This is a genomic window from Geotalea uraniireducens (genome assembly GCF_027943965.1).
GTDB classification, from domain to species: domain Bacteria; phylum Desulfobacterota; class Desulfuromonadia; order Geobacterales; family Geobacteraceae; genus Geobacter; species Geobacter uraniireducens.
The window spans coordinates 2,512,929-2,525,832 of record NZ_AP027151.1; the positions used below are offsets into that span (position 1 = coordinate 2,512,929).

12 protein-coding genes are annotated in these 12,904 nt (G+C 52.9%); all 12 read right to left on the minus strand.

Translation table 11 applies throughout. The annotated features are described in order from the left end of the window. Window positions 1-26: 26 nt before the first annotated feature. Complete coding sequence (locus QMN23_RS11765; protein ID WP_281999493.1) at window positions 27-3,185, minus strand: DEAD/DEAH box helicase; 3,159 nt, start codon at window positions 3,183-3,185, stop codon at window positions 27-29. Continuing rightward, window positions 3,182-3,964, minus strand: coding sequence for a hypothetical protein (locus QMN23_RS11770; protein ID WP_281999494.1), 783 nt, complete (start codon window positions 3,962-3,964; stop codon window positions 3,182-3,184). Before QMN23_RS11770 ends, QMN23_RS11765 begins: the two co-directional genes overlap by 4 nt. Window positions 3,965-3,978: 14 nt before the next feature. Continuing rightward, window positions 3,979-4,224 carry a hypothetical protein gene (locus QMN23_RS11775; RefSeq protein WP_281999495.1) on the minus strand — a complete coding sequence of 82 codons (246 nt, stop codon included), beginning with the start codon at window positions 4,222-4,224 and terminating at the stop codon, window positions 3,979-3,981. After that, window positions 4,221-4,715, minus strand: coding sequence for a hypothetical protein (locus QMN23_RS11780; RefSeq protein WP_281999496.1), 495 nt, complete (start codon window positions 4,713-4,715; stop codon window positions 4,221-4,223). The genes QMN23_RS11775 and QMN23_RS11780 overlap by 4 nt, the downstream gene beginning before the upstream one ends. A gap of 65 nt (window positions 4,716-4,780) precedes the next feature. Next, on the minus strand, window positions 4,781-5,323 hold the full coding sequence (locus QMN23_RS11785; RefSeq protein ID WP_281999497.1) for a hypothetical protein: 543 nt from the start codon (window positions 5,321-5,323) through the stop codon (window positions 4,781-4,783). Then, window positions 5,316-5,858: a TIR domain-containing protein gene (locus QMN23_RS11790; RefSeq protein ID WP_281999498.1), complete on the minus strand. Its 543-nt coding sequence runs from the start codon at window positions 5,856-5,858 to the stop codon at window positions 5,316-5,318. Before QMN23_RS11790 ends, QMN23_RS11785 begins: the two co-directional genes overlap by 8 nt. Window positions 5,859-5,893: 35 nt before the next feature. Next, window positions 5,894-6,802, minus strand: coding sequence for a toll/interleukin-1 receptor domain-containing protein (locus QMN23_RS11795; RefSeq protein WP_281999499.1), 909 nt, complete (start codon window positions 6,800-6,802; stop codon window positions 5,894-5,896). Continuing rightward, entirely contained in the window at window positions 6,795-7,277 is a 483-nt protein-coding gene (locus tag QMN23_RS11800; RefSeq protein WP_281999500.1) for a hypothetical protein, read from the minus strand. Before QMN23_RS11800 ends, QMN23_RS11795 begins: the two co-directional genes overlap by 8 nt. A 106-nt stretch (window positions 7,278-7,383) precedes the next feature. Further along, the gene (locus QMN23_RS11805) at window positions 7,384-9,921 is read right to left on the minus strand and encodes a DEAD/DEAH box helicase family protein (RefSeq protein ID WP_281999501.1); all 2,538 of its coding nucleotides are present in this window, start codon (window positions 9,919-9,921) and stop codon (window positions 7,384-7,386) included. Beyond that, window positions 9,914-11,539 (minus strand): Eco57I restriction-modification methylase domain-containing protein, encoded by a 1,626-nt coding sequence (locus tag QMN23_RS11810; protein WP_281999502.1) that lies wholly within the window; start codon window positions 11,537-11,539, stop codon window positions 9,914-9,916. Before QMN23_RS11810 ends, QMN23_RS11805 begins: the two co-directional genes overlap by 8 nt. After that, window positions 11,536-12,180: an N-6 DNA methylase gene (locus tag QMN23_RS11815; RefSeq protein ID WP_281999503.1), complete on the minus strand. Its 645-nt coding sequence runs from the start codon at window positions 12,178-12,180 to the stop codon at window positions 11,536-11,538. Before QMN23_RS11815 ends, QMN23_RS11810 begins: the two co-directional genes overlap by 4 nt. 94 nt (window positions 12,181-12,274) lie before the next feature. Beyond that, the gene (locus QMN23_RS11820) at window positions 12,275-12,487 is read right to left on the minus strand and encodes a helix-turn-helix domain-containing protein (RefSeq protein ID WP_281999505.1); all 213 of its coding nucleotides are present in this window, start codon (window positions 12,485-12,487) and stop codon (window positions 12,275-12,277) included. Between the last annotated feature and the right edge of the window lie 417 nt (window positions 12,488-12,904).

Here is a 12,904-nt window from a genome sequence, read left to right on the forward strand (position 1 = left end):
ATCCTCCTCCGGATGTAGCCGGAAATTTATGATCCAATCCCCTCCAGCACCTTCCAAACCTTGAAATAATCTTGCCCGCTCTCTCCCAAGGCTTGGGTCCATACTCGTGCATCAGTCTGAGCAAGCTGAGATCGCAATTGTGGCAATGGGAGGTTCCTTGCTGTTCTCAAGGTTTGAGATAATGGTTGCGCCGCTCCTCGAGGAACCCCAAGCAATCGTAATGCAATAGCTTCGTCGGTATTAACTCCGTAGAAAACACGGGCGGGCAGATTGCGAAGCGTCTGTTGGTCAGCTTCGGCCAATTGATCGAACCTGTCTCCAAAAGTCATTGTTTGGAGGGCGGCCAGCCCCCATGAAGCTGTCTGGGTGAGTTTGCCGAATACATTTTTGCAGCAATCTGTCAAAGCCTTAGTTGGCTCAACTGCCCCACCATCGAGTTTTGTCGCAAAATATGCTTGGGCCATATCAGGCAAACTTGCACCATTAACCCAGTCCCTGACCATGCACGCCAGACGGTCTCCATCCGGTCCCCGGCCGCCGGTGGCAGCTTCCAAATTATCACGAAGTTCGGGGACTGCCAGCAAGATTCCCATCAATTTTTGTAGATTCTTACCATCCCTGCCAAAAAGACGATCCGCGTCCCATACTTCTTCGGTGATTCGTTCAGCGGACAACTTGCCCAAGGTAATGCTAACCGTCTCCCATGAAAATCCGGTACTGTCTACAAGTTTTAGCGATTTCCCGGAAATTCTCTCGCCGTAAGCCTGAACACTTGCAACCAAACGGTTTGCCCAGTCGCTTCGAGTGCGGCGCAGGTTCTGGAATCCTAATGTCCCACGCAATACTTGCTCAATCTCGTTGGCAAAGCGTTGCGGATCTCCGATCTGGCGGTAGGTATGCGCCAAGTATTGGAGGAACGCTGACCATTCCGGTAAATGGAAAAGCCGGTGCAACTCTAGCGGAGCACCTGTAGCTATGACCGCCTGGACCATTGCAATCAGTGTCGAATTTAGCGACGTGACCTGCTGACCTACGAATTCGCGTAACTTGGTGGCTTTCTGCTCGTCTGTTGCCGCAAGCGCCACGATGCCGACGCTGCCATGATCGACGCGTCCGGCGCGGCCAGCCAGATTCCAGAAGTCCTCTGGAGGCATGTCTTCTCCATACGGATACTGATGCGCCGCCATGACCACCCCGGAAACCGGGAAGTTCACTCCTTGAGCAATGGTCGTCGTCGATACCAAAACGTTTATCAACTCACGCTCAAACAACCATTCCACCAGCGCCTTGGCTTCGTCTGATAATCCGGAGTGGTGAATTCCAACCCCGAATTCCAGAAGTTCGCAAAGTGCGAAGCCTTCTCCGAACTCTCGCTTCAGATAGCGTTGCACCAGCTGCACATCTTCATTTACCGTCACGGCCCTGTTGGCCGGATGCATGAAATTTTCTGCAAGATTCCACGTGTTGGGAATAGTTCCGGCAAGAACGATAATAGGACCACGTTCTTTCATTACCTGCGCCGTGGCTGCGGCCACCTTACTGGCATTTCCCTTCACCTGCGACCATGACAGACCCAAAGGCCTGTCGGAAGGAAGCGGCAGGTTCTCTGGGATGCTCAAGGTCTGCTTCGTTGTGTGAAGGGTTTCCAATTCCAGCGTAAATTGCCCTCTCCCTGCTCCCTGCCGCGGATGACTCAGCACAATAGCCCGGTCATTCGGCCGCCAATCCACGCCTAGCTCAATATCATTGTTGCTGTCCGGGGCGAGCCAGCGGGCTATTTCCGAGGCATTGGGAATGAACGGCGTCAACAGCAGGAACTGGGCATAACGGCATTCGCGGTTAATCGTCGCCAGGAGCAATTCCAGCTTTATCCCGCGTCCCGGCTGTGCAAGGTTATGTGCTTCGTCAACGACAACCAATGTGAGAGGGCGTCCAATCGTTTCTTCCCAGCCCCCTCTCAGCATAAGATCTAGCTTTTCCGGGGTAGTCACCAGCACACGGAACTGGGTAGCGTCCTGCCTGTCCGTGAGCAGGGTCGCCTCCAGGCCGTCCACCTCAAGGGCCGGGCTGACCTTTTCGACATTGATATCCAGCGAGACGAAATCACGCCGCAGCCGGGTTGCGATCTGGTTCACCAAAGCGCGGGTGGGGGCGAGATAGGCGACCCATCCCTTTTCATGGTCGAACTGGTTAAGGGCCTGCAGGATACGAAATTCGGCGATGAAGGTCTTGCCGCTGGAGGTCGGAAGATTGACCACGACAGCACGATGGCCGGAACCTAGCAAACCAGCCTCACGCAACGTGCGCCGTTGCGGGGGAAGCATCTCGAAGATCGGTTTGCTGGTCTCCCTGGAAACAAGATGATGGACAAACCGTGTGACCCGAGAGTTGACCGCACGGGTGACGGTCCAGATGCAGTTGTCCACCAACTGCTGTGCCGCACGGGCAAGGAGCCTCACCAAGGCATCCAGTTCGACCAGTTCGGCACGACCGCAGGCCGTTAGAGCCCTGTCAAACTGTGCCTCAAGCTGCTGCCGCGCATCGAAGCGTCCGCCGATTTCCCCCTGAGTGGTGAAGATGGCCAGCAATTCGGCAGCCTTGGATAGATGGTAGAGGGCAACCAGTTCCCACGCGGCGGTGCGCGCCATTGACTGCCTGGCATCCAGATATTCGGCCTCATAGTTTGCCTGTTGCTGTCGAAGTGCAACAACCTGGGCCTGCACGGCGTCGAGGTCAGGCCAGCCGTCCTTGCGGATGATCCGTAACCAGACCTCAAGGATCGTTGCCAGGGTACGTTCGCCCCACGAGTCGGAATCCAGCGGCAGAGCTGGCCATGGTGCTTCTTTCAATACGCGGCGGGCATCGACGCCACGCTCACCGATTACCCCCAGACAGGCGAGACGCAAACAGGTCTTTGCCGACTCCAGGGGAGCTTCCGGTCGCGGGAGGACACGTAAAAGCTGGAAAGCTTCAGCGCTCACCTGCCGGAGTGAATCGACCTCACTTTCGTTGTCCAAGAGGTCGATGACGGCTAACTCAAGGGCCTCTGCAACAAAAAGAAGATTGTTGTCGTCTTCCCGCTCTGCGACCAATCCCAACGCAGTATCGAGCAAGCGGCGTGACGCCTCGGTGCGAGCGCGCTGCAACAGATCGGGATTAAGGCTGTCCAGTATCCAGGAAGTCATACCGCACCTCCTTGGACAACTGCCGGCCATTCATCAATAGGGGTAGGAAGGTACCAGGCGTCCAGCTCCACTTCCGTAGGGGCCGACACCTTGGCAGCCAAGTGCTTGGCGCGATTTTTCAGGTCAAGCTCATTCGGTGCCGTATCGCGCATCAGCATGCCGACCAGCTTGATCGCCCGACCGCCGGAGGCCAGATATCTTTTCGCGGCCTTTTCGTACAGAGGCCAGAGATCGGTATCCTTGCACCTCGGATGCAGCCATTTCAGCAGGCAATTGTGTATCGAAATATCCGTGGCAAGATTATCCAGCTGGTGGATCATACCGCTCTTGCCGGTCATCACTTGGGGAGGGCTATTCGCATCGCTCGAAGTCTTCACTTCCCCCAAGACCAACAGTGCTTCTTCTCCATCCTCCATCAAGCCGACAATGTCGGCACCTGGCAGGCTGGCCTTTGGCGTTCGTTTGTCCCGCTCGGTATTCCACGGGAACTTTACCCCCCGTTCTTGCTCAAGAATACACTCAGTAAGGGCCTCGCCGACTTCCCACGGTTCTTTGGCAGGTTCAGAAGCTAGTAGCCGAGTGATCGTGTCAGAAGCCATTTCCGTGGTGGCCAATGCACGCAGATCGGCTTCATACCGAGTATGTTGCTCTTCATCGAACAGACGACTACGAGTTGGCCCGGACAGGAAAGCGTTGAATTCTCCTTGGTCGTCAACGCTCTTGCCGTGCCAGATCACTTGGCCGTCGTTCTTTGAATATGTGGGGTTGTAAGTGAGCAACAGATTTAATTCCCTTATTTTTTTGGCTTCTGCGTCAAAGCAGACCCAGCAGATGTCTTAGCTTTTTTGCTTGAACTACTACTATGCAGTGTTTTAGATGCGGCTGTCGCGGCCACAGATGATGTAACCTTTTCAGGGGCCTTTCTTTGGGAAAGTGCAGAGCCCGCAGCAGATTTGGCAGCCTTGCTTGAACTTTCGTTCCGGAGTACCTTTGACGCTGCCGTTGCTGCACGTTTGCTCGTTACCTCGGATTTTTTCATTGTTTCTTCTCCTCTATTGGTGGTTTAAGCTTTTTTCCTATTTCAACAGGGGATGTATCATTCAAAACGAAATAGGCCATTATGATTAAGAATGCCGCGAATAATAGTGCACTGCAGAAGCCTCCCGCAAGGTTAACAAGAAATTGAGGTCCAAAATTCCCAAGTTTCTTTATCTCTCTAACAACAATTCCTTCTTCAATTTCTTTACGGATATCCTCATTAGCCACCTCAAGGACATCGCCAGAAAATCGCTGAAGTGCGCTTTCAGCTTCACCTTTCGCTCTCAACAAGACACTTTCCGGCTGCTGTTCGTACCAACTTTTTATCTCTTCATTGTTGGGCATTCTTCCGTTGTGGATTTCAAAGTGCTTCATCCACTCAATACGTTGCTCTTCAACCAATGCAAACGCCACAAGCCGGTATAACCAATTTTCGTTGGAATTCTCGACCAGTTCTCGGTAAATATCAGCAGATCCTGAGTATTTAGCCATTTAAACAGACTCCTTATATTCATTCATGTCAATTGGACATTTTCAAAGTTCAAGAATCTCAGAAATCACTCCTCTTGTGCGCCCACGTCTACCAATGCATAAACGTCTACCAATTCTTTCTGGAATGCTCGCATGAGCCATCTCACCGATGCCCAATCGGTAAGGAAGGCTTCAAGCTCCGGGAATTCTATTTGGCGGTCAATCGGATTTAGCCTTGGATTACTTTGATTCTCCCACCAATGGCGGAATTTAACCTGCCACTTTTCCAGAAATGGCCGGAGAACATTTGTCATTGTCTTGTTAACCATGACACCAAGGTGTTCTTGGTTGTTCCCTCCGATTTTACCAACAGGGAATTTTCTCATAATCCCCCGAGCTTCTTGAAAAAACCGGAAAAGTGAATCCAGGCTTTCAATATACAACTCTCCGTTGAAGTCTGTGCAATCTGGATCTATGTGTTTCCCTGTAACAGAGACTCTTGTTGACATCTCAGTGTAAAGCTCCCAAGCACATTGCCGGTCGTCTTCTGTCAAGTCGGCACCTAGTTTTACGATCTTTAAATCAAGCGTAAACGAACCTTTTGAAAGAACTGGCATATAGTCACCCATTCCTCGAACGCATTATTCGATCATTCTTAATCGAGCCCTTTGGCTTCCCATTAGCGATTTCGATGCAGGAACGGAGGTTGTCCACCGTCAATGTTTCCCATGTTGTCCACACAGCATATCCCGAATCAATATTATCCTGGAGCCTGTCCGGTTTATGGCATCCTCCACTGATCGGTTCAGGAGAGTTATTCGGAAGTTTTACTCCGATGAGTCCGTGTTGTTTATCAAGAGTTGCTTTTATCTCCCAGTCTGCATATTTTCTCCAGCGGGTTTGAGGGCCACAAAGCACAATCGTGCATGATGTCCCTGTTATGTAGTTTTCGCGAATCCTTCGCATCACGTAATCTGAGTCATAACTGTCAATGAGTCGGTCGAGAGAATTATCTTGAACAACTTCGTATTGATTAGAAAAGAAACGAGAAAATTCGTTATAGTACCACTGGTCACTATCGTGGTGATAGCTGACAAAAATCTTTCTTTTTATCGGCAAGGTAAGCAGGGTTCCTAAGCCTGAATTTCCGTATAAAAGCGACATAGAATTTCTTCACCTCCACCAACAATCGCTCATCATTATCTCTCAAGAGGCCCTGTAAACCTCCGCCAGAAGTATTCCGCTGCCTGCTGCCCGTCTAGCACCTTTTCCGCGTCCTCACTGGATCGGAACCACATTCCTGATGATTTAAAAAAGAGGCGATAGCCATCGTCTTCAATTGTAAGCCAGTCGTTATAGCTGTTATCGCTGTGTATATCGTGAAAGCTTTCGGAATAACAGATCGAATTCTGCGAGAAAGCTCCACCCATCCAAATCTTACATTGGGAGGCAACATCCCCGTTTCTGTATAGCTTCGCAACAAACTTCAATTCCCCTATCGCGAGAAGATCAGCATCAAGGCCTCCACCAAGTGTTCGAATCCTCTCAATCCCATTCTTAAAGTAGGCCGAGATGAATCCGAATCCCTCTTTCGTAAAGCGATCTTTTTCCAGTTGTGTAAACGTCTTTTTGATCTTTGGGATAGGGATCTTAATTTCTGGAACCGAGGCGCTAATGCCAGTTCCTCCAGCGTCTCCGCTTTTTCTGCCGAGCTTCAACAGTATCATTGGAATGAGGTCATCAATCGTGGTTGCCCTCAGGTCGATATAGCCTACCGTCTCCCTTATGCCGGGAATTTTCGTATCGTCCAGCTTGACTGGCAGGATGTATTCTGCCCGTTCCCTGAAAGCCCGAGCCTGCGCGTTTTGCCTTTCATGGTTTGTCCAGAGCTTTCTCGCGTAATTCTCCGATAGAAGCATGATGCAATAACGTGCATGCTGGGAATACACTTCAGCCAAATACTCGTAAAGGTCTTTTCCCCAAAGATCCGCTTGCTCATATTCGTCGTAAAAAACTCGGACGCCCTCGGCCGTCAATCTGTCGGCAATCGCTGAAGCGACATTACGATCTTCACCAGCAAACGATATTGCAATCTCGTACCTATGCATCGTTGGCCTCCGGTTTATTGATAACGTGGTGCGCGAGAAGAGCATCGCAAATCTGGAAAAGAAGTGTTCCAGGATAATAGCGATTGTGTAAACCTTGAATCTGCTTGTCACCATCAGGCGTAAGGTACGCCCGGCCTTCCCAATCAAAATAATTGGCAACAAGGGTCCTTCTCTCCCTTTCAGGGGAAAGAATCTCGTCACATTTTATTGCGCCAATCATGCTTTCGTTAAAGATTACATAATCGAAATACACCTCAATAATCGCCCCAAGAACTGAAACTTCGAGTTTGTCATCGTTCACGAGTTTGACAATGGCAGAGTATTCATTGTTTTGCAGTGCCTCAGGGAGACGAGCAAGAAAGCCGACGCACATTCCTCTAAATTCAAGGTATGAAGAAATCAGATTTGTAACCCTCAACTTCCTCTGCTGGAAATCAGATATCATCTTTGAATCTCCGCAACGGTTTCTCCACATGATTCTCCCCGCACAGCCTTTCCAGATTCCCCCCCGGCGATGCATATAGTCTCACATGGTTTCGGCGCGTCAATCTTCGAGCGCAGCTTGCACAATCGCATTCCTCTCACTCCTTCGCCACCACAGTGTCGTAGAGTCCGTAGTGGCGAAGTCCCTCGTGGCTCTCGATTCCTGTGTAGCAGAGTGATGCGTCTTCGTAGCGGCGGAACGCAAAGACAGCCTGGTTCATCTGCTCGGTGTTAAATACCTTCAGGCGCACAAGCAGGTGGAAGTCCTTCACAGCCAGGCCTGTGACCGCCAGAAATAACTCAGGTTCGAGCTTGGTGATGACATCCTGGAGGGTGTTTTCGCGGAAGTCCGTCAGGTACATAAACGCGGGTATACGCGTAGCGAATTTGATCAGCTTCTCCTGAACGAGCTTGCGCTTGGACTTGTACTCCTTCTCCTCGTCGGACAGTTGCTTCTTCTCTTTCGCCGTCAGAGAACCGTCCTTAGCCTTGTTCTTGAGTTCCTTGACCTTATCGCTCTTGTTGATGATCGTCTCGATGATGTTATTGCCAAGGGCGCGCCAACCCTCGATGCGCTCCACGGCCGCCATCGCTTCGGGATTGTTCAGGATGCGGCGCAGGGTGTCGTTGTCCACGTTCACCAACACTGCGGACTCCCACTTGCGAGCCAGGAGAGTGGCTGAGGTGCCCGCCATCGCGATATCGAGAATGCCGCCCGCGTCAATCTGCGTCATATTGGCGCCATCGTAGGCGAGCACGGGCAGGAACGACACGAGGTCCTTGACTGCGTGCTCCGGGTTGTGCTCGCTAGGCGACAGCCCGATCCCGTACTCGGACAGTTGCCGCAGCGCGCGGGTGGGTGCGAAGTCGAAAACGAAGCAGACCGGCTTGAGGATCTCTTCTTCGTTCGGGTTGTCGCCGTTGGGGTTCTTGATGGACCACGGAGACTGCACCCGGAACGCGGCCTGAAAGTAGGTCTCTGGCGACTTGAGATTGCGGAGCATCAGGATCGAGGACCACTGCGGCACAGTCACGCCGGTCGTGAGCTTACCGCACGACAGCGTAATCGTCTTGGTCTCGAATCCGCTCCCAATGGCCGAACGCACAGGTGGCAACGCTTCGAGCCCGATGCCTGCAGAAGCACCGGCCGCAACGATGATCTTATAGTTGCGCCAGAACGTGTTGTGCTTCTCCGCCAGCAGGTTCGCCATTGCCTGACAGGCGGCAACGTTCGGCAAGAACCAGAAGGCGTGCTGGAGATACGGCAACAGGCGGACATCCGAGTACGGGAACGGTGGCCGGGTCCCGGTTTTGAGACTCTCCACCGCTTGCGGTATGTAGGAGCCCCGGATTATATCCAGCCACTTCTGCACATCGCTCTTGTGCTTGAACTGCGCGCCAGCACCCGTGCCGGTGGCTGCAAAGAACTCGTTGAGATCGAATTCATCGAACTCTCCACCGCTTGCGATTGCCAGCAGCTCGTCCGGCATCTGATAGGTGAGCAGGCGCAACTGCGGTAGCGCGCCGTAGGGGTTCAAGTTGCCGGGGTTCTTCGCGGCGAACTCCTCCTTGGCGCGCTGCTCGTCGGTATAGGTCCAGTTGAAAATCTGCTCCTCGATAAACTCGCCCGTGGCCAAAGCCTTGAACGGCGTTCCGGAAAGGTAGAGATACGCCTTGGTCGTAATCGGAAGGAACTCGGTCTCCTTTTCCGAAAGCACGCTGAGGTCTTCGTTCATTCCCTCCAGCCCGGCGGCATATTCGAGTTTGGTCTCCTTCCTGGCGACCGAATCTTCCTCACCTTCGAATAACTCTTTTGCGGTCTCTCGCCACGCTCCAAAGTGGTATTCATCGAAGACCACAAGGTCCCAGCTTACTTCATGGAGCCATTCGTTCTTAGACTTGATGTTTCCTGCATCATCACGGCCAAGGAGATCCTGAAAAGATCCGAAGTAGACCACAGGCTTTCGGCGATCGATCCTGGTGGGGTCATTATCTGAGTTGCGGGAGAGATACTGCCAGTTGTCAAAGTCGGCATGAGACTCAAGGTCTGTCTGCCAGGCATCTTCAACCGCGGGCTTGAAGGTCACCACCAGCACCCGTTTGGCCCCGAGCTTCTTTGCCAACTGATAGGTGGTGAAGGTCTTGCCGAAGCGCATCTTGGCGTTCCAGAGGAAGCGCGGCACCGCGTGCATGTCCTCGCTCCAAACCGAGTGGAAATAGGCGTGGGTCTTGCTCACGGCCTCGGCCTGCTCCCGGCGCATCGGGAACGTCTCGTGATGGGTGCCGGTGAGTTTCTGTCCAGTACGGAGTTCGGTCAGTACGGTCTTTACATCAGCAACCGAGCACCGCATCCATTCCAGTTCGGTGTTCGCGAACCCCTTCTTTACGAGGGCGGCGCGCACGTGGTGATCGGAGAAGATGGTGCCATCGTCTCGCGCGGCGGACTCGTCCAGCTCGATCTTGTAGTTCTTGATGGCGGCGGTCTTGACCTGTTCGGTAATGCGCTGCTTCACGTCGCGGGTCGTCTGCCCCACCTTGAGGAGGCCATTGTGTGCCGGGTCGTCAATCGAGTAGGCGTAAATACGCGGTCGGGCAACCGGCTTGGGTGCGAGGATTTCTTCGATGGTCTTAGTCATCCAAGAGACTCCACTGAAGGTCCATCGGGCGGACAACCTTCTCGATAAACTCGATCTCACTGGCTGAGATGCCATATTTTGCGTAGAGGTCTTCATCCGTCCACCGCTTCGTCCACTTCTGGGTTGGCACGAATGTGTAGACTTTGCGTGTTACGTGTTGGGATGGCTTGTGCAGGAGAATCAAGAGGCGCGTCAGCCGACAAGAAAGGTAGGACAAGGCGCTTTCAGCCTCGGTCCGGGTGTCAAACGGACCAATGCAGAGATAGGTCTCCGAAGAGATGGAGCCCGGCTCCCCGACGAATGGGGTGCTGATGATTCGGTGCGGGTAGGTGTCCTTATTGCCGGTCCCCGGCGCGGCGTAGCCTGCGAATAGTTTCCACCTATCGATGAGTTCCGCGCCAGTCGAAATTGTGCTTCTGGCGACATACCCCGTACCGCCGTTCTGATAGACCAGTAAGTCACCGTCGCCCTTGGCAACCTTGCCCTTAAACGTTGTCTCTAGCCCGAACGGTTTTCTGGAGCTAACCAGTTGGTCGAACCGCTTGTTTTCAGGCAGCGACAGGGAGTCGGTTTCTCCACTCTCCACAGCAACGACTTTCTTAAGGATCGACAGCCCTTCGTTGAAGCGGATAAACACGTCCACCCCCTCTTCAAGAAGCGGGCGATTGGCTGTCGAGTCAGGCCAATCCTTGAAATGAGTGGTAACGCTGCACTGTCCGGGATTGTCCCGGTCCCAGAGGAAGTAACAAACGCCGCCCTTGAGTCCTACCCCTGGGAAGACGTCCGACGCGCTGAGATAGTCGTCAATTGAGCGCAGGCGGTTATCGGAGAGCATCGACTCTCTGAACTCATCCAGCCCCTTGCCACCGGCGAACCAACGGGCAGGAATGACCATCGACAGATAACGTGGCTCCAGCGCCTTTGCTTGCTCAACGAATAGCTGGTATATGGGTGCTGCGCTTGTGCCATAACCGCCATCATCCAATTGGTACGGCGGATTGCCGATAATTACGTCGAACTGCATACTGCCTCCAAACATCTCGGCAACCCGAGTTGTAATGTCGTCGGTGTGAATGAATGCATAGGCGTGGGTTTCGAGATCTTCGCCCCGGTCAAGGGTAGTTTGGCTTGCGCCGCAGTAAGTGCACTTACTATCCTTCCATGTATGCTCAGTACGCTCGAACCAAATGTTGCCCTGGTCGTTGGTAAAGGACTTTGCGATGGAATGGTCCCCTTTAGCGTACTTCGAGCAATAGAGACTTCGGCGCGCCAGCAGGCTGGTGAGATGGGTTATGCCGATGCCAAACACCTGCTTGGTCAGGATGTGATCGACACGACCCTCAAGGTTAGGAATCTCTCTCTCCAGGCCTTTGGTGAGACGGCTGGTTATCTCCCGAAGAAAGACCCCCGACTTTGTGAACGGGTCAAGGAACCTCACCGAACTGTCCGCCCAGATGTTGGCACCGTTGTTGTTGGCCGCCCACGCCTCGGCAAGAGTGTCCAGCATTCTGTTGGCGAACTCGGGCGGCGTGAACACCTCATCGTTCGAGAGGTTCGCAATGCACGTCAACACGTCCGGATTCCTCCCATGGAGCGAAAAGCCTGCCTGTCTGGTCATGGGGACTCCTCCAGCACTGAGGATGCGATGTCACTCACCGACATCGGCGGGTAGGTCTTGGTCGGCGCAAATATTTCATGCTTGCCGAGATGTGCGAAGAGCGAACCCTCCTCACTTAGCGCCGACATCTGAGAAAGGGTGTCCAAACGAAAATCTCGACGCTGGAACTTGCCCTTGCCGAGGTAGCCCCACTCGGCGAAAGTGATCGGTTGGTCGTCCGTGGTGCGCATCGTCAACGCGTCGCCGTGAATGAGGTTCTGTGATAGCACGTAGGAAGCGGCTTGATAGAGGTCATCAGCTTCCTTGATATTCAAGTAGTCGGCGAAGACCTCCAGCATGTTCCCTCGACACTCAGAGATGTTATCCGTCAAAAGCTCAATTCCGTATGCGCACATCAGCGCGAGAAGCGCATAGTGCCGCTTTTCGAAGTCGAACTTCCCGAACTTGAGTTCAACCGCAGCGAGCTTGCGCTGAAGAATCCGGACGAGGAAGTTCCCGCTTCCGCAGGCCGGCTCCAAGAAGCGCGAGTCAATGCGCTCGGTCTCACCCTTGACGAGGTCAAGCATGGCATCGACCATCCAGGCGGGCGTGAACACCTCCCCGTGGTCAGTAACACGTTTTTTTGACTTGATAAGGGTCATAGGCAAAATGGAGTAACTACCATGTCAAGCTTCGGACATTCGCCGCAGGGGCATCCTACCTTCCTATCATACACATACGACACAATATGTCGCATCACCCCTTAAGTTTGCCTTGGGTTTTCATTTTCCGACAGAACGCATCGAACTGCGCCCGAGCCAGTTTCGACGGTGAAGACTTCCCATTTTCCCAGCGGTTAATGGAAGCAAAACTCACGCCTAAAGCATGGGCAAGCTCCTCCTGGCTCAATCCAAGTTGCGAACGGACTTCCCTGATTATTTTCTGGAGGTTACGTTGCTCGATGGGCATTGTGCCTTCTTCCTTTTCTTGGCTCTAACTGGACATTAAAATGGGGCTAATAATATAACATCTGACATGGCAGGCGCAAGGTAAAATTGTCGCGGATAGGCTTCATCCGAAAGATAGGTGGTTCCATTATTGGCTACCTTTTGGGTACATCTTCCGGTGCCCTATGACTTGGACAATCCTTTGGACGGCGAAAAGGTCTCCAAAAATGGAACAGATTTGGTTACTTTCGGTAGTAATTGCTTGGAATAAAAGAAAAAGCCTCCTTTGTGGGGAGGCCTTCGAGGGTATCTTGAGTATACGGGAGTTCGCTGTTCTTGTTAATTTTCTTGGACTACCTGGGGTCGCGTCGCTTTAGATTGCCATACGGTCAGCCTGAGCTGCCGTGGCCGATGGTCATTGACCACCGCGAGAAGTCAC